Here is a 22,821-nt window from a genome sequence, read left to right on the forward strand (position 1 = left end):
CGTTCCCCGACTCTCGGCGGCGCAAGGGATGTACCGCCAACCGTGCCGCCGGAGGGCAGTCCACATGCGCAACTCATCGCCAGTTCTCCGCTCCGGCCTGACCGTGGCAGCCGCCGCCGCGCTTCCGCTCGCCCTGGCCGCCGGTCCGGCCGCCGCCGGGCCGGGGATCTCCGTGAGCACCACCGGCTCGACGGTCTCGGTCACCACCAGCGCCTGCACCCAGATCGACGGCAGCTGGGGCACCGCCTCGCTGCTCACCAGCAGCCAGGCGAACTTCTCCCAGGGACGCCAGGTGGCGCTGTCGGGGACGGTCAGCGGCCAGTCCGCCGCCTGGTCGAACGTCGGCCCGGGCACGTACACCGTCATCGTCGTGTGCGCCAACGGCACCACGGCCGGCACCCAGTCCGTCATCGTCTCCCCGCCCAGCACGCCCACGGTCCGTCCCACGCCCTCGCCGTCCCGGGGTGTGATGGGCGGGCTCGGCGGAGCCACGAAGGACTACGGCACCGTCACGCTGGTGGCGGGCGGTGCCCTGGTCGGCACCGGAGTGCTCGCCACGGCCTGGTTCCTGCGCCGGCGCAGCAAGCCGTACCGGCTCTGAGATCCTGAGGTCCGGCGCCCTGCGTACCGTCAGCCCGGCTGGTGGTCCGGCAGCTCGGCGAACTCCTGAAGCGCGTGCCGCAGCCACTGCGTCCAGAAGGTCTCCAGGTCGATGCCGGCGCGCAGCACCAGGTGCCGGAGCCGGTCCTGGGTGCTGGTGCTGCCGGGCGGGAAGTCGCGCCTTTCGATCTCCCGGTACTCGGCCAACTGCCGTTCGTGCAGCTCCAGGTGGTGCAGCAGATCGGCCTGGAGGCCCGCCGTGCCGACCACCGCCGCCGCCCGCAGCCGCAGCAGCAGCGCGTCGCGGTGCGGTTTGGGGTCCTGGGAGGCGGCGGTCCAGCGGGCCAGTTCGGCGCGGCCCGCGGGCAGCACCTCGTAGCTCTTCTTCTGCCCGCGCGCCGGCTGCTCGGCGGGCAGGGCCCGGATCAGGCCCTCCGCCTCCAGCTTCCCCAGCTCCCGGTAGATCTGCTGGTGGGTCGCCGACCAGAAGTAGCCGATGGACCTGTCGAACCGGCGGGTCAGCTCCAGCCCCGAGGACGGTTTCTCGAGCAGGGCGGTGAGGATCGCGTGCGGGAGTGACATGCGGTCATCCTAGGGAGGCCGGGAGCCGCCCCTACAGGGCCGCCGCCAGCTCGGTGCCCTGCTTGATGGCGCGCTTGGCGTCCAGTTCGGCGGCCACGTCTGCGCCGCCGATGAGGTGCGCCGTACGTCCGGCGGCGACGACGTGCTCGTACAGGTCGCGGCGCGGCTCCTGACCGGTGCACAGGACGATGGTGTCGACCTCCAGGACCGTGGCGGCGCCGTCGATGGTGACGTGCAGCCCGGCGTCGTCGATGCGGTCGTAGCGCACGCCGGGGACCATGGTCACGCCGCGGTGCTTGAGCTCGGTGCGGTGGATCCAGCCGGTCGTCTTGCCGAGGCCCGCGCCGACCTTGGTGGCCTTGCGCTGGAGCAGGTGCACGGTGCGCGGCGGGGCGGGGCGCTCGGGGGCGGCGAGGCCGCCCGGGGCGCGGTAGTCGAGGTCGACGCCCCAGAGGCGGAAGTACGTCGCCGGGTCCTCGTGGGCCTTGTCCCCGCCGTCGGTGAGGTACTCGGCGACGTCGAAGCCGATGCCGCCCGCGCCGAGGATCGCGACGCGGTCGCCGACGGGGGCGCCGTCGCGCAGCACGTCGAGGTAGCCGAGGACGCTCGGGTGGTCGACGCCGGGGATGTCGGGGGTGCGCGGGGTGACGCCGGTGGCGACCACGACCTCGTCGTAGCCGGCCAGGTCGCCGGCGGTGACCCAGGTGTTCAGGCGTACGTCGACGCCGTGGTCGTCGAGCCGGGTACGGAAGTAGCGCAGCGTCTCGTCGAACTCCTGCTTGCCCGGGACCTTGCGGGCGACGTTGAGCTGCCCGCCGATCTCGCTCGCCGCGTCGAAGAGGGTGACCTGGTGCCCGCGTTCGGCCGCGGAGACCGCGCAGGCCAGGCCCGCCGGGCCGGCTCCCACGACGGCGACGCGCTTGCGCAGCCGGGTCGGGGACAGCACCAGCTCGGTCTCGTGGCAGGCCCGGGGGTTGACCAGGCAGGAGGTGATCTTGCCGCTGAAGGTGTGGTCGAGGCAGGCCTGGTTGCAGCCGATGCAGGTGTTGATGGCCTCGGGCCGGCCGGCGGCGGCCTTGGCGACGAAGTCGGGGTCGGCGAGCATCGGGCGGGCCATCGACACCATGTCGGCGTAGCCCTCGGCGAGCAACTGCTCGGCGAGCTCGGGGGTGTTGATGCGGTTGGTGGTGACCAGCGGGACCGACACCTCGCCCATGAGGCGCTTGGTCACCCAGGTGTAGGCGCCGCGCGGCACGGAGGTGGCGATGGTGGGGATGCGGGCCTCGTGCCAGCCGATGCCGGTGTTGATGAGGGTGGCGCCCGCGGCTTCGACGGCCTTGGCGAGGGTGATCACCTCGTCCAGCGTGGAGCCGCCCGGGACCAGGTCGAGCATGGACAGCCGGTAGATGACGATGAAGTCCTCGCCGACCGCCTCGCGCACCCGCCGGACGATCTCGACGGGGAAGCGCATGCGGTTCTCGTACGAGCCGCCCCAGCGGTCGGTGCGCCGGTTGGTCTGCGCGGCGATGAACTCGTTGATGAGGTAGCCCTCGGAGCCCATGATCTCCACGCCGTCGTACCCGGCCTGCCGGGCGAGGCGGGCGGCCCGGGCGTAGTCGTCGATGGTCCGCTCGACCTCGGCGTCGCCGAGTTCGCGGGGCGGGTAGGGGCTGATCGGTGCCTGGAGCGGGCTGGGGGCGACCAGGTCCCGGTGGTAGGCGTAGCGGCCGAAGTGCAGGAGCTGCATCGCGATCCGGCCGCCCGCGCCGTGCACGGCGTCGGTGATGACCCGGTGCTGCTCGGCCTCCGCGTCGGTGGTGAGCTTGGCGCCGCCCTCGTAGGGCCGGCCCTCCTCGTTGGGGGCGATGCCGCCGGTGACGATGAGCCCGACTCCCCCGCGGGCGCGGGCGGCGTAGAACTCCGCCATACGCGTGAAGCCGCCCTCGGCCTCCTCCAGGCCCACGTGCATGGAGCCCATGAGGACCCGGTTGGGCAGGGTGGTGAAGCCCAGGTCGAGCGGGGTCAGCAGGTGCGGGTAACGGCTCATCGGGCCCTCCGTGCGCGGTGTCGTCCCTGTAGTTGTAGAGGACGCCGGAGGGTTTTTGCAACTAGTTGCATAAGGGGGACGGAGGGCACACCGACGCGGGTCCGGTCAGCTCACCTGCTCTCGAGCCGTACGTGCAGTTCCTCCTCCTGGTCGCCGGAGACCAGGGTCAGGTCGTGCACGGTGAACAAGGAGTCCAGGGTCCGGCGGAACCGCTCGACGGCCCAGTACCCGCCGTGGACGTCGGCGTCGACGGGCGACGTCAGCCGCGCCGGGCGGGCGCCCTCGCGCGGGTCGGCCACGTCGAACGTGCCGAGCCACACCGTCGGACGGGTGTCGTGCAGGTCCTCGGGGACGTCGTCGGCACAGCGGTCGGAGGCGAAGCAGGCGCACAGCGCGTCGAACACGGCACGGGCGTCGTGCTTGCTGCACCCGCTGATCTCCACCGTGACGGACTCGGGGTGGTGCGGTCGCTCGGTGTCCATCGTGGTCGCTCCTCTCGTGGCCGCCCTGCCGTATCCCGCCCCCAACCCAGCAAAGCACCACCTTCCGGGGAGCACTACCGGCGGCGACGGCGCCGTCCCGACGACGTCGCGCAGCGACGGCGGCCGTGTTGGGAGAAGGTGGAAGGAGACGGCACAGGCGGTGGGGAAACGGCCCCTCACGCGGTAGAACAAGGAGCGTGGGCACCGTGACGGCGGGCCGCGAGGAACGGCGAAGGCGGGCGTGGGAATGAGTGCAGCCGGGTCTCCCCTGGACGACGGCGGCCGGTCGCCGCGCGGGCCGGAAGAGCCGAGCGGGCTGCTCGACGTGCTGCGGGTGGCCTCGGTGGTCCTCGACGCCAGGGGCCGGATCGTGCTGTGGAGCCCGCAGGCCGAGGAGCTGTTCGGGTACACCGCGCAGGAGGCCCTCGGCCAGTACGCCGCCCGGATCATGGTCCACGAGCAGCACCTTGACCTGGTGGTCAAGCTCTTCTCCGACGTCATGGACACCGGCCAGGACTGGGCCGGGGCCTTCCCCATCCGGCGCAAGGACGGCAGCAGCCGGCTGGTGGAGTTCCGCAACATGCGGCTCCAGGACGACCGGGGGGAGGTCTACGCGCTGGGCCTGTGCGCCGACCAGTCGACGGTGCGCCGGCTGGAGCGGGAGGTGGCGCTGTCGACGCGGATGATCGAGCAGTCCCCGATCGGGCTGGCCTTCGCCGACCCCGAGCTGCGCTTCGTCTCCGTCAACCGCGCGCTGGAGCGGCTCAACGGCATCCCCGCCGAGGAGCACGTCGGCAGGTCGGTGCGGGAGCTGCTGCCGCAGGTCGACACCGACGCCGTCGAGGCCGCCATGCGCGAGGTGCTGCGGACCGGCCGGCCGCTGCTCGACCAGCTCGTCATCGGCCGTACGCCGGCCCACCCGGACGAGGACCACGCCTGGTCGGTCTCCCTGTACCGGCTGGAGGACTCGCTGGGCAACGTGCTGGGCCTGGCGGGGATGGCCGTGGACGTCACCGAGCAGCACCGGGCGGGCCTGGAGGCCGAGGCCGCGCGGCGGCGGCTGTCCCTCATCGCCGACGCCTCCGCCCGGATCGGCACCACGCTGGAGCTGGACCGCACCGCCCACGAACTGGCCGACGTCGCCGTGCCCGAGCTCGCCGACATCGCGGCCGTCGACCTGCTGGACGCGGTGGTGCAGGGCCGCCGCAGCGCGCTCGGCCCGGCGGAGCCCGCGGTGATCCGCGCCCTGGCCGTGCAGGCCGAGGACGCCCCGGACGCCCTGCGGGCCGCCGATCCGCCCGGGCACATCGCCCGGTACGCCCCCGACCGCCTGGTCACCGAGTGCGTCCGCACCGGGCGCCCGGTGATGCTGCCGCAGGTCAAGGACGAGGACCTGCCCCGTATCGCCGGCTCCCCCGAGGCGGCGGAGCTGCTGGGCCGGGCGGGTGTCCACTCGTATCTGGCGGTGCCGCTGATCGCGCGCGGCGAGGTGCTCGGCGCGCTCGACCTGAAGCGCACCCGCAACCCGCTGCCGTTCGGCGAGGACGACCTGCTGCTCGCCCGGGAGCTGGCCGCCCGCGCGGCCGTGCAGATCGACAACGCCCGCTGGTACCAGAACGCCCGCGACACCGCGCTCACCCTGCAGCGCAGCCTGCTGCCCAGCCACCCGCCGATGACGGGCGGCCTGGAAGTCGCCTCCCGCTACCGGCCCGCCGGTACCACCAGCGAGGTCGGCGGCGACTGGTTCGACGTGATCCCGCTGGACGGCGCCAAGACGGCGCTGGTCGTCGGGGACGTGATGGGCAGCGGCATCACCGCGGCGACGACCATGGGCCGGCTGCGTACGGCGACCACCACGCTGGCCTCCCTCGACCTGGAGCCCGCCGTGCTGCTGGAGCACCTCGACAAGATCACCGCCGGTCTCGACCAGGCCATCGCCACCTGCCTGTACGCCGTCCACGACCCGCGTCTGCGGCAGGTCAGGATCGCCAACGCCGGACACCTTCCGCCGGTCCGCGTCCGGGCCGGACACCCACCGGAGTTGCTCGACCTGCCGACGGGCGTGCCGCTGGGCGTCGGCGGGGTCGCGTTCTGCACCACTGCGGTCGACTTGGAGCCCGGTGACCGGCTGGTGCTCTACACCGACGGCCTCGTGGAGACGCGCCGGGATCCGCTCGACGAGCGGCTGGACAGGCTACGGGCCCTGCTGGACGGCCCCGACCGCCCTCTGGAGGAGGTCTGCGACCTGCTCCTGCGCACCCTGCACGAGCCCGACGACTCCGACGACGTGGCCCTGCTGATCGCCCGGGCGACGACGCCCGAGTGAGGGGTGTGGCACGGCGGCGGCGATCCGTCCGGGCGCGGGCGGTGGAGGCCGCGGCCGCCGTCGTGGCGCGGGCCTCGGCGGCACGGCCGCCTGCGCCGCGGCCTCCGGGGACACCGGGCACGGCGCCTCGCCCTCGGCGTCCGCCTCGCCGGACGGCTCGGGCGGGCGGCACGAGCACGGCCGGTGGCCGCGCTTCGCCGGGGTGCACGGCGAGGCGACCGTGAAGGACCACGCCACCGGCAGGCGGGTCGTCCGCACGTGGCGGCGGGGCACCGTCGAGCAGGCCGAGGGCGACCACGTCACCGTCCGCAGCGCGGACGGTGCCCGGTGGACGTGGACCGTGTCCTCCGCCCGCCACCAAGGTGCACCGGAACGGAACGCCCGGCAGCGGCGCCGTCCTGCAGAAGGGTGCGAGGGTCGTCGTGGTCGGCGCCCGTTCCCAGGACGGCACCCGGACCCCGAAGGGCGGGGGCGTGAGGCGCGCCCGCGCGGCTGGTACGCGGGCGGCGAGGTCCTCACGCGGTGCTCACATCGGCAGGTCCAGCCGGTGCGCGTCGGTTCCGCCGAGCAGCTCCTGGGCCTGATGCTGGGTGTGCTCGGCCGCCATCTGGGCCTCCGCGACGGCGTCACCGAGTTCGCGTATCAGATCCTCGTAGATCGGCGGGTTGTCGTTCCCGCCGGCGATGCGTGGCACAGTGCCGGTCCTTCCCTGTCGTGCGACGCCCCCAATACATCACAGCGCCCGGGATGATCCGTAGGCCCTGTGTGCCCATCGTGCGAAGGTCCTGTGCCCGCCCGGAGGGCCGGTGCGCCGGGGGCTACCGCCGGACACCGACCACCACGTGTGCGTAGCGCTCCTCGCAGACCGCGAGGCGGGTCTCCAGGCCGCTCCGGGTGAAGGCGCCGACCGCCTCCGGTGCCTGCCGCCGGCTCGTCTCCACCAGCACGCAGCCGCCGGGGGCGAGCCAGCGGGGGGCCTCGGCGGCGACGCGGCGCAGCACCTCCAGGCCGTCCCGGCCGCCGTCGAGGGCGAGCAGCGGTTCATGGTCCCGGGCCTCCGCGGGCAGCAGGCCGATCTCGTCGGTGGGAACGTACGGCACGTTGGCCGCGAGGATGCCGACCCGGCCGCGCAGGTGGCCGGGCAGCGGTGTGAACAGGTCGCCCGTGTACGCGTGGCCGCCGAAGGCCGCGATGTTGCGGCGGGCGCAGCGCACGGCGGCGGGATCGAGGTCGGCGGCGTGCAGGTCGACCGGGCCGAGCGCGGCGGCCAGAGCGGCGCCGACGGCACCCGACCCGCAGCACAGGTCCACGACGACCCGCGCGCCGGGACTCTGGGCGAGCGCCTGCTCGACGAGGAACTCGGTACGCCGCCGGGGCACGAACACCCCGGGTTGCACCGCGATACGCAGGCCGCGGAACTCCGCCCAGCCGACGACGAGTTCGAGCGGCAGTCCCGCGACACGGCGCTCGACCAGCGCGGCGGTCTCGTCCGGGGTACGGGCGGCGGAGAGGATCAACTCGGCCTCGTCCTCGGCGAAGACACACCCGGCGGCGCGCAGCGCGGCCACGACGGCGGCACGGGACGCGGGCGGAGCGGGGGCACCACAGGAGGGAGAACCAGGTGACGGGGAAGCAGAGGACGGGGAAGCAGAGGACGGGGAAGCAGCGGACCCCGCATCAGGGGACGGTGCGTCAGGGGAAACGATGGGCATGGAAGCCAGGAGCCTTTCGAGAACCGAAGGGCGCTCCCGCGGTCACCTGCGGGCGGTGGTCCGCGCCGCGTGGCGACGGCAGCGGCTGCCTCGAGGTGAGAGCGCCCGGGCCGACACAGCGGTGATGGGTCTCACCTCCTTTGCTCCTCGGGCCGGGAGGGTCCGCGGCCGGACGGCCACACTACCCGAAGGCGGCCGCTGACCACAGCGTACGGTTGAACCATGAACGTCACCCGAGGCTTCACGGGACGGCCGCGCGTGGCCGACCCCGGACTGCCGCCCGGTCAGTACGACGCGGGCGACGACTGGCCCGTGCTGTCCGCCGAGGTCACACCCGACCTGGCACCCGCCGACTGGACCTTCCGCATCGACGGGCTGGTGGCGGAGCCGCACACCTGGGACTGGGAGCAGGCGCACCAGTTGCCGGCCTCGGCGTACGAGGGCGCTGTGCACTGTGTGACGGGCTGGTCGAAGTTCGGGGTGCGCTTCGCAGGCGTGTCCCTGGACGCGTTCTTCGATGTGGTCCGGCCCCATGGGTCCGCCACCCATGCCGTCGCCTACTCCCACACCGGCTACACCACGAACCTGCCGCTCGCGGACCTGACCGGCGGGCGCGCCTGGATCGCCTGGGAGTACGGCGGCCGGCCGCTGCCGACCGAGCACGGGGGCCCGGCGCGGCTGCTGGTGCCGCACCTGTACTTCTGGAAGAGCGCCAAGTGGATCGCGGGCCTGCGGATCCTCGACCACGACGAGCCGGGCTTCTGGGAGCGCAACGGCTACCACGAGCGCGGCAACCCCTGGGAGGAGCAGCGGTACTCCGGTGACTGAGACCTTCGTTCCTCCCACCCGGTTCGCCGTGCCCGGGCGGATCGCCGTGAGCGAGCAGGCCGCGGCGGTGTGGCGGACCGCCACCCTGACCGAGATCCGCCGTGAGACCCCGCGCGCCGCGACCTTCCGGTTCGCCGTGCCGGGCTGGCCGGGGCACCTGCCCGGGCAGCACCTGCTGCTGCGGCTGACCGCCGAGGACGGCTACACCGCCCAGCGCCACTACTCGATCGCGTCGGCGCCGGACGACTCCGAACACCTGGAGCTGACGCTGGATCACGTCGAGGGCGGCGAGGTCTCGGGCTGGTTCCACTCGGTGGCCCGGCCCGGGGACCGGGTGGAGGTGCGCGGCCCGCTGAGCGGCTTCTTCGCCTGGCCGGGCGACCGGCCCGCGCTGCTGCTGGGGGCCGGCTCCGGGGTCGTGCCGCTGATGTCGATGGTGCGGCACCACCGGGCGCGCCGGCTGTCCGTGCCGCTGCGGCTGGTGGTGTCGGCGCGCAGTCCCGAGGAGCTCATCTACGCGCGGGAGTTCGGCGCCGAGACGACGCCCGTGTTCACCCGGAGCGCCCCGGAGGGTGTGCCGGTGGGACGTATGGCGGCCGCACATGTGGCGCCCCTCCTGGCCGAGCGTCCTCCCGGTGGGTGGGAAGCCTATGTGTGCGGGTCCAACTCCTTCGCCGAGCACGCCTCGCGGCTGCTGGTGGCGGCCGGTCAGCCTGTGGACCGGATCCGGATCGAGCGGTTCGGCTGACCCCGGGGCCGGGAGCGGTGTGCCCGGCCCCGAGGGTGACGCCCGGCGGCCGCCGCGCGGGCGCCGGACACCTGTGCGAGCGCTCGACGAGAACCTACGGATCACCGCTGCCCCTCCCCTGGCGCGCGCTCACGCCTCACCGGCACGGTCGCGCCTCGCCGGCACGACCGCGGCCTTCCGGGCACGACCGCGGCCTTCCGGGCACGACCGCGGTCTTCCGGGCACGACCGCGGCTTTCCGGGCACAACCGCGCCTTCCGTGCACGGCCGCGGTCGGAACCCGCCGGACGGGGTACCGGTTCCAGGTGGGAACGCGGACACGCGGCGCGGTGTGAAGGAGCGGCGGCGATGCCGTCCCGTACGGCTTGTCCGGCCCTCCGGCTGCGGTGAGGGGCGAGGAGGTCGACATGCGAACCCGGGTGCGCGGCTGGCGTTGGCGGCGCAATCCGCTGCGGCGGCGGGCGGATGCCGTGGAGGCGTGGACGGTCCTGGTGGTGGCCGTCCTGCTGCTCGTGGGTGCGCCCCTGGCCGGGGCGGCGGCGGCCTGGTGGGCCTATGACGGGGCGCGGGCGGTCGCGGCGGAGCAGCGGGCCGAGCGGCATCGCGTCCGGGCCGAGGTGGTGGGCCGGGCCGGTGACACGCTGCCGACGGTGCAGGCCGGCGGTCGGGACCCCTACCGCGCGACGGTGCGCTGGAGCGAGCCCGGCGCGGGTGAGCGTACCGCGGTCGCGCGGGTGCCGGGCGGGACGCGGGAGGGCGAGCGGCTCGACGTGTGGTTCGACTCGCGCGGTCGCAGTGTCGCGGCACCGCTGGACGGCTCCGCGATCTGGCAGCACACGGTGACCGTGGGCGTGTGCGCCACGGCCGTCGTGGTGGCCGTGGTGCTCCTCGCGCACAGTGCCGTGCGCCGGGTGGCGCTCGGCCGCCGGCTGGCGGAGTGGGAGCGCGCGTGGGCCCGTACGGAACCGGTGTGGAGCCAGCGCCAGACATGAGACGCGCTGTGCCGGGCGCACGGACGGGGACCGGCCGGTGACCCGACCTCCTGCCCCGGCCGTCCCGCCGCCGGTGCCCCGCGCCCGCTCCGCACAGCGGGCCCGCGCACGGTCCTGACCAGCGTGGCACGCGCCTGGGCCGGGCCGCCGTCCGGCCGTGGAGTCCGGCAAAGACCTGGCGAGTCCTCCGACCACCCACGTACGGTGTGATCATCCGCACTGTCTTCTCCCAAAGGCGGTCTCCCATGGCCTTGTTCGACCTTCCTCTCGAGGAACTCCACGAGTACCGCAGCGCCTCCACCGAGCCCGAGGACTTCGACGCCTTCTGGGCCAAGACGCTCCAGGAGGCGCGTGAGCACGATCTGGACGCCCGTTTCGAGCCGGTGGACACCGGCCTGACCACGGTCCAGGTGTTCGACGTGACGTTCGCCGGGTTCGGCGGCCACCCGGTCAAGGGCTGGCTGACGCTGCCCGCCGGGGCCGACGCCCCGCTGCCGCTGGTCGTGGAGTTCATCGGTTACGGAGGCGGACGCGGCCTGCCGCACGAGCACCTGCTGTGGGCGTCCACCGGCCGGGCGCACTTCGTGATGGACACCCGAGGACAGGGCAGCGCGTGGGGCGCCGGCGGCGGCACCGCGGACCCGGTGGGCGGGGCGCCGTCGTATCCCGGCTTCATGACGCGCGGCATCGACGCGCCCGAGAACTACTACTACCGGCGCGTGTACACGGACGCGGTGCGTGCCGTCGAGGCGGCCCGCTCCCACCCGCTGACCGACCCGGCGCGCACGGTGGCCGTCGGCGCCAGCCAGGGCGGCGGCATCACGATCGCGGTGGGCGGCCTGGTCCCGGACCTGGCGGGCGTGGCGCCGGACGTGCCGTTCCTGTGCGACTTCCCGCGCGCCGCGACCCTGACGGACCGTCACCCCTACCGGGAGATCGGCCTGTATCTCAAGACGCACCGCGGCCGGGGCGAGGACGCGCTGCGCACGCTCTCCTACTTCGACGCCGTGCACTTCGCCGCCCGCGGCCGGGCCCCGGCGCTGTTCTCGGCCGCCCTGGAGGACCAGACCTGCCCGCCGTCCACCGTCTTCGCCGCCTTCAACGCCTGGGCGCACGACGACAAGGCCATCGAGGTCTACGACTTCAACGACCACGAGGGCGGCGGCCCCTTCCAGGAGGCGGCCAAGCTGCGCTGGATGCGGTCGTACATCTGATCCCGGCCGTTCTCCCCCGGCGGGCTACCCGCTGATCCGACCAGTCGGTACGTTCTCGGTGCCCGGGCCGCCACCGCGTGGCCCGGGCTCGTCGACGACCGAGGGAGGGGCGATGCCGGGGTACGAGGCGATGCCGGAAGGCGGTGTGCGGGGCCACTGCGACCCGCGTTTCGAGGCGGTGCGGACGGTGTTCGAGGACAATCTGCGGGAGCGGGGCGAGCTGGGGGCCGCCGTGACCGTCATCGTCGACGGCGTGACGGTGGTGGACCTGTGGGGCGGCTGGGCGGACGCGGCCCGCACCCGGCCGTGGGAGCGGGACACCCTGGTCAACGTGTGGTCGACCTCCAAGGGCCCGGTCGCGCTGTGCGCGCACCTCCTCGCCGACCGGGGACTGCTCGACCTGGACGCGCCGGTGGCCGTGTACTGGCCGGAGTTCGCGGCGGCGGGCAAGGAGAAGGTGCTCGTACGGCATCTGCTGTCGCACCGGGCCGGCCTGTCCGGCCTGCGCGAGCCGCACTCGCTCACGCAGTTGTACGACTGGGAGCTGACGACGCAGCGGCTCGCGGCGACACCGCCCTGGTGGGAGCCGGGCACCCGGTCCGGGTATCACGCGCTGACCTACGGCCACCTGGTCGGCGAGGTCGTACGGCGGGTGTCCGGGCTGCTGCCCGGGGCGTTCCTGGAACGGGAGGTGACCGGGCCGCTCGGCATCGACTTCACCATCGGGCTGCCGGAGAAGGAGGCCGGCCGGGTGGCCGAGCTGGTCCAGCCGCCGGTCGCGCCGACCACGGAACAGGCCGCCGCCTTCGCCCAGTTGGCGCCCGCCGCGCTCGCCGCGCTGACCAACCCGGCGGTGGGCGCGGCCGACACCGGCACGCCCGAGTGGCGGGCCGCGGAGATACCGGCCGCGAACGGGCACGGCACCGCGCGGGCCGTCGCCGCGCTGTACGCGCTCTACGTGACAGGCGGCAGCCACGACGGCCGCCGCCTTCTGTCCCCCGCGGCGGCCGAGCGGGTGCGTGAGGGGCAGGGCGCCTGCCGGGACCTGGTGATCGGGGCCGGGCTCGGCCGCGACACCGAGGCAGGGCTCGGGGTGTGGCTCAGCGGCCCGAACGGCTCCTACGGGCCCAACCCGCGCGCTTTCGGACACGACGGTTTCGGCGGCTCCTGCGGGCTCGCCGACCCCGAGGCCGGGGTGGCGCTGGGCTACGTGATGAACCGGATGGGGCCGCACATCGCCGACGACCCGCGCAAGATGGCGCTCGTGGCGGCCCTCTACAGCGTGTTGTAGGCGCGCTGGTCCGCACGGTCGGGGGCGGACCGGTTTCGGCCGAAGCGCCGGGCCGCCCTTCCCTGCTGGTTTAGACCAATGCTAGATCTGGTGGCGCACCGAGCCCGCACGGCTACCGCATGTGACCACCAGGAGGCGCGGCCATGGCCCGCACCACCCCGCACGACCACCCGCTCGCCGCAGGAGGGCCCCTGTACCGGCGGATCGCGACGCAGCTGCTCGGCGAACTGCGCGAGGGAACCGTCCCGCCCGGGGAACGGCTGCCCAGCGAACGGCGGTTGGCCGAGCACTTCGGGGTCAGCCGGGAGACCGTACGGCAGGCGCTGCAGCTGCTGCGCGAGGAGGGGCTGGTGGCCACCGACCGGCGGGGCAGCCACGCCACACTGCCCGGCCTGCCGGTGCAGACGCCCGTCTCCCTCACCTTTCCCGTCGGTGCCCGGGCCGCGCAGCCGGGTACGGTCGCGCGGGCCACCGTCGTCTGGGAGCCTCCCCCGCCGGAACACGCCGAGGCGCTCGGGCTGGCCCCGCACCGGCCGACCCTGGTGCACCGCTACCGGTCGGCGACGGCCGACGGGCGCGGGCGGCGCACGGCGGTGACGTCCTTCTCGGCGGTGGCGCTCGCCGAGGTCGAGGAGCTGGCCCGGTACCGCGACCGCGCCGACGGCAGGGCCGGTGCGCAGCTGCGGCGGGCCTACGACTGGATGCGCAGGGCGGGCCTGGCCCTGCACCACCGGGACTGCATCACCCCGCTGCCGGGCAGCACCTCGGTGCGCGTCACCCGGCGGGTGCACGACCAGTACGCCCGGCCGCTGGAGATCACCGACCTCGTGGTGGCCGACCAGCACGAGGCGCTGGTGTACGAGTTCACGCTGCCGTCCGCGGGGTGACCGGCGGTCCGCACCGCCGGGCCACGACGAGCCGCACCCGGGGGCTGCCGTCCGCGCGCCGGCCGAACTCGGGCAGCGCCTGGAGCTCCACGCGGAAACCTGCTCCGGTCAGCTCCCGCCGGACGTCGGCGAGCCGGAAGGTGCGGTAGTACATCACGAACGGCGGCCGCCACAGCGCGTTGCGGACCCGCATGAGGGCGTCGAAGCCGAGCAGTGTCCAGTATCCGCGCGAGCCCGGGCGCGGCGGGGCGACGAGCGGGAAGGCGAAGCAGCCGCCGGGCCGCAGCACCGAGTGGACCTGCGCGAACAGCCCCGGCAGCTCGCGGGGCAGGAAGTGCCCGAACGCCCCGAAGCTCACCACCACGTCGAAGACCGGCCCGAACGGCAGCGCCCGGGCGTCCGCGCGGACCCAGGAGACCGGGGGCCCGGCCGGGCGGGCGCGCTCCCGCGCGACGGCGAGCATGCCCGCGCTGAAGTCGACCCCGGTGACGCCGTCCCGGCACACCCGCGCCAGCACGCCGGTGCCCGCCCCCGTGCCGCAGCACAGGTCCAGCCCGGTGCCGAAGGGCCCCCTGCGCTCCAGCGCCGTCCCGACCGCGTCGAGCAGGGCGTCGGACGTCCGGAACGGGGTGTGGTCGAACTTGGGCGCGAGGAGGTCGTAGCCGTGTTCCACGGACGACAGCGCCTGAACGGCGAGCTCACGCAGACTGGGGCCTTCGGGGCTGAACATCTCCCCAGCGTAGGCCGGTCGGCGCACCCGTGGCCGCCTGCTCCCCGGCAGTGGTACAGTGCGAGCAGCACTTGTGTTCGCCCCCGTTCGGGGCGCCGGTGCCGATTTCCCTCTCCGCAGCTGAGCGGCCCGTCACTTTTCCGCGCCGCACGTCAGCTTCCCCGCACCCGTTCGTGACGCAGGGCTCCTCCTGTGTCGTACGCGAGGTGCTGTTCCCGCCGCCGTCAGGTGCGCCTCAGGCCCTTCCGCGCGGCTTCTCGCTCCTCCCCCCGCATGTCTTCTCCCTGTCGTCCGCGAAAGGACAGACCACCATGACCACCACGCTCGAACGCCCTCCCGTCCAGCAGCAGTCCCCGGCGCAGGCCGTCACCGGCGTCCTCGACGTCGACGCGGGCGGGAAGGGGCATCTGCGGGCCGTCAGCTGCCTGCCCTCACCGGCCGACCCGCCGGTGCCCGCCGCGCTGATCCGCCGGCACGGCCTGCGCAGGGGCGACCTCGTCGAGGGCGTCCGCGACCGGCGTGGCCTGACCGAGGTCACCGGCGTCAACGGCCGCCCGGCCGGGGAGCAGCGCGCCCGGCGTCACTTCCGGGACCTGACCCCGCTGCACCCGCGGGAGCGGCTGCGCCTCGAACACCCCGCGGCCGGACTGGCCGGGCGCGTCACCGATCTGATCGCCCCGGTCGGCAAGGGCCAGCGCGGACTGCTCGTGGCCCCGCCCAAGACCGGCAAGACCGTCCTCCTCCAGCAACTCGCCGCCGCCGTCGCGGGCAACCATCCCGAGTGCCGGCTGATGGTGGTGCTGCTGGACGAACGCCCCGAGGAGGTCACCGACATGCGGCGCTCCGTACGCGGCGAGGTGTACGCCTCGACCTTCGACCAGGCGCCCCGGCAGCACATCGCGCTGGCCGAGCTGGTGATCGAGCGGGCCAAGCGGCTCGTCGAGGCGGGCGAGGACGTCGTGCTCCTGCTCGACTCCCTCACCCGGCTGTGCCGGGCGCACAACAACGCCGCCGCCTCCGGGGGCCGCACCCTCAGCGGCGGGGTCGACGCGTCGGCGCTCATCGGGCCGAAGCGGTTCTTCGGCGCCGCCCGTCTGGCCGAGGAGGGCGGCTCGCTCACGATCCTGGCGACCGCGCTGGTGGAGACCGGTTCCCGGGCCGACGACTTCTATTTCGAGGAGCTCAAGAGCACCGGCAACATGGAGCTCCGGCTGAGCCGCGAGGTGGCGTCCCGCCGCCTCTTCCCGGCCGTCGACCTCACCGCCTCCGGCACCCGCCGCGAGGAACTGCTGCTCTCCCCCGCCGAGTCGGCCGCCGTGCGCGGGCTGCGGCGGGCGCTGCACTCCCGCGACGGGCACAGCGGTCTGGAAACCCTGCTGGAGCGGATGCGCGCCACCCCGGACAACGCGACGTTCCTGCGGCGGATCCAGCCGACGCTGCCGGGTGACTGACGCGGTGTCACCGCGTGACTGACGCGGTGACACCGCGTCGCCCGTCCGGGTGCTGGTGCGGGCCGTTCGGCCCGGCCGGCGTCGTGTGCGGCCGGTCCCTTCCTAGCTTTGCGGCATGACTATCGGATGTCCCGCTCGTGCCGTCGCCGTGTCCGCCTGCGCGCTCGGTGTGGCGGGTCTGCTGGCGCTGGCCCCCGCCGCGGCGGCCCGTACGGGGACGGACCCCGGTCCGCCGGGTGGCGGGCCGCGCGCGGGGACACCGCAGCCGGCGCTGCTGTACCGCTCCGGTACGCACGTCCGGCCGCACCAGGGAGCCCCCGCGGTGCCCCGGCTCTCGGCGCTGTCGTGGCTGGTGGCCGACGCCCGCACCGGCGAGGTGCTCGCCGCGCACGACGCGCACCGCAGGCTGCCGCCCGCCAGCACCCTGAAGACGCTGTTCGCCCTCACCGTGCTGCCGGCGCTGCCCGGGGGTGTCCGGCACACGGTCGGCGCGCAGGAGCTCCAGGGCCTCGGGGCCGGCAGCAGTCTGGTCGGGGTCGCCGAGGGAGCGACGTACCGGGTCGAGGACCTGTGGCGCGGGGTGTTCCTCAACTCCGGCAACGACGCCGTGCAGGTGCTGGCCGTGCTCAACGGCGGCCGGCAGGCCACGGCCGGGCAGATGCAGGCGAAGGCCCGGGCTCTGGGCGCCCGCGACACCCGCGTGCTGTCCCCGGACGGTTACGACACGCCCGGCCAGGTGTCGTCGGCGTACGACCTGGCGGTGTTCGGGCGGGCGGGGCTGCGCAACGCGGAGTTCGCACGGTACTGCGCCACGGCCGAGGCCCGTTTCCCCGGCCCCGGCGGCTGGTACCCGATCCGCAACACCAACCGGCTGCTGACCGGCGCGAACGGGGTGCAGCCGTATCCGGGGCTGATCGGCGTCAAGAACGGCTACACCAGCGAGGCGGGACACACGCTGGTCGCGGCGGCCCGCCGGGACGGGCGCACGCTCGTGGTGACGGTGATGAACCCTCGGCAGGGCGGCGGTACGGCCGTGTACGAGGAGGCCCGCGCGCTGCTCGACTGGGGGTTCGCCGCGGCCGGGCGGGTGGATCCGGTGGGCTCGCTCGACGCGCTGCGGTCCACCCCGCGGCCGGGGCCGGACGCCGGACCCGCGACCGTGGCGGCCGGACCGGTGCGGGCCGGGCCCGGCTGGACGGAGGCCGGGGCGATCGCGGGAGCCGCAGGTCTCGGCGCCGGGGCGACGGCGCTCGTGCTGCGGCCCGCCGGCCGCCGCGCCGAGGACGGCTGACCGGCAGCCGGCAGCTGCCCCAGCGTGACCCAGGTGCACGCGTTGCCGCCGGGGAACCCGTCGCGGCCACAGGCGCCGCCGGCCCGCAGCCGCACCACGCTGCTGCCCAGCACCGCGTACCGGGCGCCCGCGACGCGCGGGTGCGCGGCGCGCACCGGGACCGCGAACGACGGCAGCAGTCGCACCAGGCTGGTCGGGCGGGACTCCGGTCAGAGGAAGCGGGAACTGGGGACCGGGCCGGACGTCTTGAGGGCGGCGCGGTCGCCGTGCAGCCAGGTGTCCCGTACCGTCGCGACGAACGCGGCGAGCCGCGCGTCGGAGTCGGCGGGCGTGCCCTCGTCGCCCTGGTCCGGCGACGGGTCGGCGGCGACGATGTCCGCGGCGATCTCCGCCTCCGGGCGCAGGTCGGGTTCGCCCTCCTCCACACCGCCGTCGTCGCTCTGCCGCAGGCCCGCGCCCCACGGCGCGACCACCGACTGGTGGAGCAGCGCCGCGCTGTCGGGGGTGACGGCGGGCGGGTCGGTCCAGCAGCTCGCGTGCTCGTGGAGCACCTGGCCGGGCGCCCGGTGGAACAGCCGCTCCAGGACCTCGGGGCCGCCGTCCTCGCCGGCCAGGTCGTTCAGGTCGTACGCGACGACGACGGTGTTCTCCCGCCCGGGCTCGAAGGGCCGCGCGGGCAGGCCGAGCAGCTCGGCGGCGGCCAGGCCCAGGATGCGGCTGCCGCGGTCGGGCAGCAGGGACACCGACTCCGGCCGCACCCCGGCCGCCTCCAGCACGGTCCGCAGCCGCAGCAGGCCCCGCAGGCAGCCGTCGTGGGTGTCCTGCAGCCAGGCGTACCGGCCGGTCATGCCTGCGTCGAAACCGAACGGGGAGAGCGTGCCGAGGACCGTGCCGCCGATGACGTACTGCCAGCCGCGCAGGTCGGTCAGGTCCAGCGGCCCGGCCTGACCCGCGGCCTGCGCCCGCTGGAGCATGCGGCGCTGCCGGGCCTGCACGGGCCGCCACATCTCCTCGTCGGGGTCGGGCAGCAGGGCGTGCTGGCGGCGGGCGAGGTCGAGGTCGCCCGCCATGAGCGCGTTGTAGGCGAGCAGGTAGCGGTCGGGCCAGTCCTCGAAGCCGTCCTGGTGTGCGCTCAGCAGGTCGGCGGCCTCGCGGTGCCGGCCCTCGTCCTCGTACGCGGAGACCAGTTCCCGCAGCACCGCCGGTGTGCCCGGCGCCAGCCGCAGCGCCTCGCGCAGCGCGGGAACCGCCAGGTAGGACACGCCGCGCTCGATACAGGCGTACCCGAAGTCGTAGAGCGGGCGCGCCTTGTCCGGGTGGGCCGCCAGGGTCGTGGCGGCTTCCTGCAGGTCGGTGAAGCCCACCGTGCCGGCGGCCCGGGCCACCACGAGGGCGACCTCCGCGAGGGGCGCGGTACCGCTGCCCTGCCGGAGCAGCCGCAGGGCTGCGGGGACGTCCCCCTCGTCCAGGCTCTGCCAGGCCTTCAGCAGTTCGGGGGACTCGGGGCGGCGTTGCTTGCGCGAGAACATGCGGAGGATCTTCACCTGGGGCCGGGTCGGGGCACAACCGCATTACGTGCCGGGGACGCCGGGTCCTGAGTACCCGTACTCAGGACATGCCGCCGGTGCGGGGCGAGGGTGGTTCTCATGACCATGCCACGCGACGCACTCGGCTCCCGGCGCCCCGGTCCCCATCCCGTGGCGGATGTGTTCCTCGCCCTGCTGCTGCTCGCTGCGGACGCGGTGGCCGCTCTGGTGGGACTGCTGTGGAGCCTGGACGCGGCCGGCGCCGACCTCTTCGGCGGCGACCTCTCGGACGCCGACTTCACCCCCGTCGCGCTGACGCTGGCGGTCGTGGCCCTGGGGGTGCTGGGCACGGCGTTGTTCGCGGGACGGGCGAGGGCGTACGTCACCGCAGGCACGCAGGCGCTGGCCGGGCTCGTGCTGCTGCTCGTCGCGGCCGCCGGGATGAGCGAGCAGCACGGGCGGGACGACCCGCCGGCGCCCGAGCCCGGCTACAGCGGCCCGCACGCGCCGTGCCTGTCCGGCGGCGACACCAGTGAGTGCAACGGCTCCTGAGGCCGGGCGTCAGAACACCGACAGACCGGTCAGGGTCGTGAAGCGGTCCAGCGCGGCGACGCCCGCCACGGAGTTGCCCCGTTCGTCGAGGCCCGGGCTCCACACGCACAGGGCGCAGCGCCCGGGGACGACGGCGATGACGCCGCCGCCGACGCCGCTCTTGCCGGGCAGGCCGACGCGGTAGGCGAAGTCGCCCGCCGCGTCGTACGTCCCGCACGTCAGCATGATCGCGTTGACCTGCTTGGCCTGGCTCCGGGTGAGCAGCCGGGTGCCGTCGGCGCGGATGCCGTGCCGGGCGAGGAACGTGGTCGCCAGGGCCAGGTCGGCGCAGGACGCGGCGACGGAGCACTGCCGGAAGTACTGGCCGAGCAGGACCGGCACCGGGTTGTCGATGTTGCCGTAGGACGCCATGAAGTGGGCGAGGGCGGCGTTGCGGTCGCCGTGGGCGGCCTCGGAGGCGGCGACCTCCTGGTCGAAGGTCAGGTCCGCGTTGCCGCTCTCGGCGCGCAGGAAGGACAGCAGCTCGCCGGACGCGTCGCCGGTACGGGTGTGCAGCCGGTCGGTGACGACGAGGGCGCCGGCGTTGATGAACGGGTTGCGCGGGATGCCGTCCTCGTACTCCAGCTGCACCAGGGAGTTGAACCGGTTGCCGGACGGCTCGCGGCCCACGTGTTCCCACAGGGCGTCGCCCTCGCGGGCCAGGTCCAGGGCGAGGGTGAAGACCTTGGTGATGGACTGCGCGGAGAACGGCTGCCGCCAGTCCCCCACCCCGTACACCGTGCCGTCCAGTTCGGCGACGGCCATGCCGAAGCGGCGCGGGTCGCAGGCCGCGAGTGCCGGGATGTAGTCGGCGGGCCTGCCCCGGCCGGGGGTGCGCTCGATCTCCTCGGCGATGCGCTCCAGGACCGGCTGGAAGGTCAGCGACGATGTCATGATCAGCATTCTCCTCCGGGCCGGCCCCGGCGCGGCGGCAGGCCAGGCCCGGCCAGGCCAGGCCCGGCCGGGTCAGGTCGGGTCAGGCCCGTCCGGTGCCGGCGACGGCTTCGGGCCGGAGCAGGTCGGCGAGGGTCTCGGCGGGCAACAGGCCCTTCTCCAGTACGAGTTCGGCGACGCCCCGGCCGGTGACCAGCGCTTCCTTGGCGATGGCGGTGGCGGCGGTGTAGCCGATGTGCGGGTTGAGGGCGGTGACCAGGCCGATGGAGTTCTCCACGCTCGCGCGCAGTGCCTCGGTGTTGGCGGTGATGCCGGACACGCAGCGCTCGGCCAGCGTGACGCAGGCCGCCTGAAGGTGCGTGATCGACTTCGACAGGGCGTGCAGGATGACCGGCTCGAAGGCGTTGAGCTGGAGCTGTCCGGCCTCGGCGGCCAGGGTGATGGTGACGTCGTTGCCGATCACCTCGAAGGCGACCTGGTTGACGACCTCCGGGATCACCGGGTTGACCTTGCCCGGCATGATCGACGAACCGGCCTGCACCGGAGGCAGGTTGATCTCCCCCAGCCCCGCCCGCGGACCGGACGACAGCAGCCGCAGGTCGTTGCAGCTCTTGGACAGCTTCACCGCGATCCGCTTCAGCACCCCCGACATCTGCACGAACGCCCCGCAGTCCTGGGTGGCTTCCACCAGGTTCGCCGCCGTCACCAGCGGCAGACCGGTGAGGGCGGCGAGGTGGCGGCGGGCGGCTTCCGCATACCCGGCCGGTGCGTTCAGCCCTGTGCCGATCGCGGTCGCACCGAGGTTGATCTCGTGGATCAGCTCCACGGCCTCCGCCAGCCGGCTGCGGTCCTCCTCCAGCATCACGGCGTACGCCGAGAACTCCTGCCCGAGCGTCATCGGCACCGCGTCCTGCAACTGCGTACGGCCCATCTTCAGCACGTCACGGAACTCCACCGCCTTGGCCGCGAACGCGTCCTGCAGCACCGCCATCGCCCTCAGCAGCCCGCGCACCGCGAACACCGTCGCGACCTTCACCGCGGTCGGGTAGACGTCGTTGGTGGACTGGCCGAGGTTGACGTCCTCGTTCGGGTGCAGGTACCGGTACTGGCCCTTGGCGTGGCCCAGCAACTCCAGCGCCCGGTTGGCGATCACCTCGTTGGCGTTCATGTTCGTCGAGGTGCCGGCGCCGCCCTGGATCACATCGACCACGAACTGCTCGTGCAGCCTGCCGGAGCGGATCTCCCGGCACGCCTGGACGATCGCGGCGGCCTTCTGCGGCTCGAGGAGCCCGAGTTCCTCATTGGCCAGGGCGGCGGCCTCCTTCACCGCCGCCAGTGCCTCGATCAGATGGGGGTAGGCCGAGATCGGGGTGCCGGTGATGGGGAAGTTCTCGGTGGCGCGCAGGGTGTGGATGCCCCAGTAGGCGTCGGCGGGGACCTCACGGTCGCCGAGCAGGTCGTGTTCGCTGCGGGTGGCTGCGGGGGTCATGGATGTGCGTTCCTCTTCCGGAGGGGTGGGTGGTGGCTCGGTGCGTGGGGCAGCGGCAGTCAGGCACCCCGGGACCGCGCCCGACGCGCGCCGCCCCGGGCGCGTGGGTCAGGCGCAGGCCGGTTCCGTCAGGGGGGCCAGGGCCCGGACCGGGCGGACCTCGCCCACCGGGACGCCGCCGCCCAGCAGCGGCTCTCCGGCGAACTCGGTGAGCACCGACGGGTCCACGCCGGCCCGGGCCAGAGCCGCCGCCGCGACCGGCACCCGGGCCCGGCCGGCCCCGTCGGCGATCTTCACGGCGACGGCCCGGCCGTCGGGCAGGGCGGCGGCCTGGACGCCCTCGAAGCCGTCCTTGGTGAGCAGCCCGGGCACGGCCCGCATCATCACGGCGACGTCCCGGCCGGAGCCGGAGGCCATCTCGGCGTGGGCGCGCATCGCGTCGGCGACGCGTGCCTCCGGGGTGCCGGGGGCGGCGGTGGTGAGGCGGGCGGTGGCGCGGGCCAGGCCGTGCAGGGAGAGGGAGAACAGGGGTGCGCCGCAGCCGTCGACGGTCACCTGGGCGATGCGCTGTCCGGTGAGGTCCTCGACGATCTCGGCGACGGCCTGCTGGAGCGGGTGGCCGGGGTCGAGGTAGTCGTCGAGGGACCAGCCGTTGAGCACGCAGGTGTAGAGCATGGCCGCGTGCTTGCCGGAGCAGTTCTGGGCGAGCCGGGAGGGCGGCCGGCCCTCGCGTACCCAGGTGTCCCGGACCACCGGGTCGAACGGCAGGTCGGGAACGTTGCGCAGGTGGTCCTCGGTGAGCCCGGCGGCTTCGAGGATGCGCCGGGTGCCGGCGAGGTGGCGTTCCTCGCCGGAGTGGCTGGCCGCGGTGAGCGACAGCAGTTCCCCGTCGAGCGGCAGCCCGGCGCGGACCATGGCGACGGCCTGGACGGGCTTGAGGGCGGAGCGGGGGTAGAACGCCGCCTCGATGTCGCCGATTCGGTGCCGCACCTCGCCGTCCGGGCCGAGGACGACGACGGAGCCGTAGTGGACGCCCTCCACCACCCCGCCGCGTATCAGGTGGGCGACGGGGGTGTGGCGGGGTTCGCGGATCGGGGGTGCGTCCGCGAGGGAACTGCTGTACATCACTGCCTGTTTCTCG

21 protein-coding genes are annotated in these 22,821 nt (G+C 74.4%); 11 read left to right on the top strand and 10 right to left on the bottom strand.

From position 1 onward, the window contains the following. The first annotated feature begins 64 nt into the window (after positions 1–64). A complete protein-coding gene (locus AB0K80_RS25625; RefSeq protein WP_365673435.1) occupies positions 65–601 on the top strand; it encodes a hypothetical protein in 537 nt (178 codons plus the stop codon). Positions 602–630: 29 nt separating this feature from the next. On the opposite strand, the gene AB0K80_RS25630 is transcribed toward AB0K80_RS25625, so the two are convergent. The 3 genes from AB0K80_RS25630 to AB0K80_RS25640 all read right to left on the bottom strand — a co-directional run bounded on the left by AB0K80_RS25630 (position 631) and on the right by AB0K80_RS25640 (position 3,711). Continuing rightward, positions 631–1,182 (bottom strand): PadR family transcriptional regulator, encoded by a 552-nt coding sequence (locus tag AB0K80_RS25630; protein ID WP_365673437.1) that lies wholly within the window; start codon positions 1,180–1,182, stop codon positions 631–633. Positions 1,183–1,213: 31 nt separating this feature from the next. Beyond that, positions 1,214–3,229 carry an NADPH-dependent 2,4-dienoyl-CoA reductase gene (locus AB0K80_RS25635; protein ID WP_365673439.1) on the bottom strand — a complete coding sequence of 672 codons (2,016 nt, stop codon included), beginning with the start codon at positions 3,227–3,229 and terminating at the stop codon, positions 1,214–1,216. A 110-nt stretch (positions 3,230–3,339) separates the two neighbouring features. Then, positions 3,340–3,711, bottom strand: coding sequence for a hypothetical protein (locus tag AB0K80_RS25640; RefSeq protein WP_365673440.1), 372 nt, complete (start codon positions 3,709–3,711; stop codon positions 3,340–3,342). Between the two features lie 247 nt (positions 3,712–3,958). On the opposite strand from AB0K80_RS25640, the gene AB0K80_RS25645 reads away from it, so the two are divergent. Next, positions 3,959–6,037, top strand: a complete 2,079-nt coding sequence (locus AB0K80_RS25645; RefSeq protein ID WP_365673441.1) for a SpoIIE family protein phosphatase — start codon at positions 3,959–3,961, stop codon at positions 6,035–6,037. A 526-nt stretch (positions 6,038–6,563) separates the two neighbouring features. Here AB0K80_RS25645 and AB0K80_RS25650 read toward each other — a convergent pair. After that, complete coding sequence (locus tag AB0K80_RS25650) at positions 6,564–6,731, bottom strand: hypothetical protein (RefSeq protein ID WP_365673443.1); 168 nt, start codon at positions 6,729–6,731, stop codon at positions 6,564–6,566. A 124-nt stretch (positions 6,732–6,855) separates the two neighbouring features. Continuing rightward, the gene (locus AB0K80_RS25655; RefSeq protein WP_365673444.1) at positions 6,856–7,605 is read right to left on the bottom strand and encodes a putative protein N(5)-glutamine methyltransferase; all 750 of its coding nucleotides are present in this window, start codon (positions 7,603–7,605) and stop codon (positions 6,856–6,858) included. Between the two features lie 366 nt (positions 7,606–7,971). Between AB0K80_RS25655 and AB0K80_RS25660 the strand changes: the two genes are divergently transcribed. From AB0K80_RS25660 to AB0K80_RS25685, 6 genes are all read left to right on the top strand, one after another. Further along, positions 7,972–8,577: a sulfite oxidase-like oxidoreductase gene (locus tag AB0K80_RS25660; protein ID WP_365673446.1), complete on the top strand. Its 606-nt coding sequence runs from the start codon at positions 7,972–7,974 to the stop codon at positions 8,575–8,577. Beyond that, positions 8,570–9,325, top strand: a complete 756-nt coding sequence (locus AB0K80_RS25665) for a ferredoxin reductase (protein ID WP_365673448.1) — start codon at positions 8,570–8,572, stop codon at positions 9,323–9,325. Before AB0K80_RS25660 ends, AB0K80_RS25665 begins: the two co-directional genes overlap by 8 nt. Before the next feature lie 406 nt (positions 9,326–9,731). Then, positions 9,732–10,316 carry a hypothetical protein gene (locus AB0K80_RS25670; RefSeq protein ID WP_365673450.1) on the top strand — a complete coding sequence of 195 codons (585 nt, stop codon included), beginning with the start codon at positions 9,732–9,734 and terminating at the stop codon, positions 10,314–10,316. Positions 10,317–10,561: 245 nt separating this feature from the next. Further along, a complete protein-coding gene (locus tag AB0K80_RS25675) occupies positions 10,562–11,530 on the top strand; it encodes an acetylxylan esterase (protein WP_365673452.1) in 969 nt (322 codons plus the stop codon). A gap of 130 nt (positions 11,531–11,660) precedes the next feature. After that, positions 11,661–12,821 (top strand): serine hydrolase domain-containing protein, encoded by a 1,161-nt coding sequence (locus AB0K80_RS25680; protein WP_365673560.1) that lies wholly within the window; start codon positions 11,661–11,663, stop codon positions 12,819–12,821. Between the two features lie 143 nt (positions 12,822–12,964). Further along, positions 12,965–13,708, top strand: coding sequence for a GntR family transcriptional regulator (locus tag AB0K80_RS25685; protein ID WP_365673454.1), 744 nt, complete (start codon positions 12,965–12,967; stop codon positions 13,706–13,708). Here the strand turns inward: AB0K80_RS25685 and AB0K80_RS25690 are convergent. Next, a complete protein-coding gene (locus AB0K80_RS25690; RefSeq protein WP_365673456.1) occupies positions 13,686–14,438 on the bottom strand; it encodes a class I SAM-dependent methyltransferase in 753 nt (250 codons plus the stop codon). The genes AB0K80_RS25685 and AB0K80_RS25690 overlap by 23 nt on opposite strands. 311 nt (positions 14,439–14,749) lie before the next feature. On the opposite strand from AB0K80_RS25690, the gene rho reads away from it, so the two are divergent. Further along, positions 14,750–15,889: a transcription termination factor Rho gene (gene rho / locus AB0K80_RS25695; protein WP_365673458.1), complete on the top strand. Its 1,140-nt coding sequence runs from the start codon at positions 14,750–14,752 to the stop codon at positions 15,887–15,889. A 115-nt stretch (positions 15,890–16,004) separates the two neighbouring features. Further along, on the top strand, positions 16,005–17,180 hold the full coding sequence (locus tag AB0K80_RS25700) for a serine hydrolase (RefSeq protein ID WP_365673461.1): 1,176 nt from the start codon (positions 16,005–16,007) through the stop codon (positions 17,178–17,180). A gap of 209 nt (positions 17,181–17,389) precedes the next feature. On the opposite strand, the gene AB0K80_RS25705 is transcribed toward AB0K80_RS25700, so the two are convergent. Further along, positions 17,390–18,709 (bottom strand): hypothetical protein, encoded by a 1,320-nt coding sequence (locus tag AB0K80_RS25705; RefSeq protein WP_365673463.1) that lies wholly within the window; start codon positions 18,707–18,709, stop codon positions 17,390–17,392. Positions 18,710–18,826: 117 nt separating this feature from the next. Between AB0K80_RS25705 and AB0K80_RS25710 the strand changes: the two genes are divergently transcribed. Continuing rightward, positions 18,827–19,258 carry a DUF6234 family protein gene (locus AB0K80_RS25710; protein ID WP_365673464.1) on the top strand — a complete coding sequence of 144 codons (432 nt, stop codon included), beginning with the start codon at positions 18,827–18,829 and terminating at the stop codon, positions 19,256–19,258. Between the two features lie 9 nt (positions 19,259–19,267). On the opposite strand, the gene AB0K80_RS25715 is transcribed toward AB0K80_RS25710, so the two are convergent. The 3 genes from AB0K80_RS25715 to AB0K80_RS25725 form a co-directional block, all read right to left on the bottom strand. Beyond that, positions 19,268–20,200 (bottom strand): glutaminase, encoded by a 933-nt coding sequence (locus tag AB0K80_RS25715; RefSeq protein ID WP_365673466.1) that lies wholly within the window; start codon positions 20,198–20,200, stop codon positions 19,268–19,270. Positions 20,201–20,273: 73 nt separating this feature from the next. Next, entirely contained in the window at positions 20,274–21,680 is a 1,407-nt protein-coding gene (gene aspA, locus AB0K80_RS25720; protein WP_365673467.1) for an aspartate ammonia-lyase, read from the bottom strand. Positions 21,681–21,788: 108 nt separating this feature from the next. Continuing rightward, positions 21,789–22,805: an asparaginase gene (locus tag AB0K80_RS25725; RefSeq protein WP_365673469.1), complete on the bottom strand. Its 1,017-nt coding sequence runs from the start codon at positions 22,803–22,805 to the stop codon at positions 21,789–21,791. Positions 22,806–22,821: the final 16 nt, after the last annotated feature.

It is taken from the genome of Streptomyces sp. NPDC052682 (assembly GCF_040678435.1).
Taxonomy (GTDB): Bacteria; Actinomycetota; Actinomycetes; order Streptomycetales; family Streptomycetaceae; genus Streptomyces.

Bases quoted from the DNA above. Each gene is read 5' to 3' on its own strand.
- AB0K80_RS25640 (WP_365673440.1), bottom strand. From the start codon at position 3,711: ATGGACACCGAGCGACCGCACCACCCCGAGTCCGTCACGGTGGAGATC.
- AB0K80_RS25725 (WP_365673469.1), bottom strand. From the start codon at position 22,805: ATGTACAGCAGTTCCCTCGCGGACGCACCCCCGATCCGCGAACCCCGC.
- AB0K80_RS25670 (WP_365673450.1), top strand. From the start codon at position 9,732: ATGCGAACCCGGGTGCGCGGCTGGCGTTGGCGGCGCAATCCGCTGCGG.
- AB0K80_RS25660 (WP_365673446.1), top strand. From the start codon at position 7,972: ATGAACGTCACCCGAGGCTTCACGGGACGGCCGCGCGTGGCCGACCCC.
- AB0K80_RS25685 (WP_365673454.1), top strand. From the start codon at position 12,965: ATGGCCCGCACCACCCCGCACGACCACCCGCTCGCCGCAGGAGGGCCC.
- AB0K80_RS25645 (WP_365673441.1), top strand. From the start codon at position 3,959: ATGAGTGCAGCCGGGTCTCCCCTGGACGACGGCGGCCGGTCGCCGCGC.
- AB0K80_RS25680 (WP_365673560.1), top strand. From the start codon at position 11,661: ATGCCGGAAGGCGGTGTGCGGGGCCACTGCGACCCGCGTTTCGAGGCG.
- AB0K80_RS25635 (WP_365673439.1), bottom strand. From the start codon at position 3,229: ATGAGCCGTTACCCGCACCTGCTGACCCCGCTCGACCTGGGCTTCACC.
- AB0K80_RS25630 (WP_365673437.1), bottom strand. From the start codon at position 1,182: ATGTCACTCCCGCACGCGATCCTCACCGCCCTGCTCGAGAAACCGTCC.
- AB0K80_RS25675 (WP_365673452.1), top strand. From the start codon at position 10,562: ATGGCCTTGTTCGACCTTCCTCTCGAGGAACTCCACGAGTACCGCAGC.
- AB0K80_RS25700 (WP_365673461.1), top strand. From the start codon at position 16,005: ATGACTATCGGATGTCCCGCTCGTGCCGTCGCCGTGTCCGCCTGCGCG.
- AB0K80_RS25715 (WP_365673466.1), bottom strand. From the start codon at position 20,200: ATGCTGATCATGACATCGTCGCTGACCTTCCAGCCGGTCCTGGAGCGC.
- aspA (WP_365673467.1), bottom strand. From the start codon at position 21,680: ATGACCCCCGCAGCCACCCGCAGCGAACACGACCTGCTCGGCGACCGT.
- rho (WP_365673458.1), top strand. From the start codon at position 14,750: ATGACCACCACGCTCGAACGCCCTCCCGTCCAGCAGCAGTCCCCGGCG.
- AB0K80_RS25705 (WP_365673463.1), bottom strand. From the start codon at position 18,709: ATGTTCTCGCGCAAGCAACGCCGCCCCGAGTCCCCCGAACTGCTGAAG.
- AB0K80_RS25625 (WP_365673435.1), top strand. From the start codon at position 65: ATGCGCAACTCATCGCCAGTTCTCCGCTCCGGCCTGACCGTGGCAGCC.
- AB0K80_RS25710 (WP_365673464.1), top strand. From the start codon at position 18,827: ATGACCATGCCACGCGACGCACTCGGCTCCCGGCGCCCCGGTCCCCAT.
- AB0K80_RS25690 (WP_365673456.1), bottom strand. From the start codon at position 14,438: ATGTTCAGCCCCGAAGGCCCCAGTCTGCGTGAGCTCGCCGTTCAGGCG.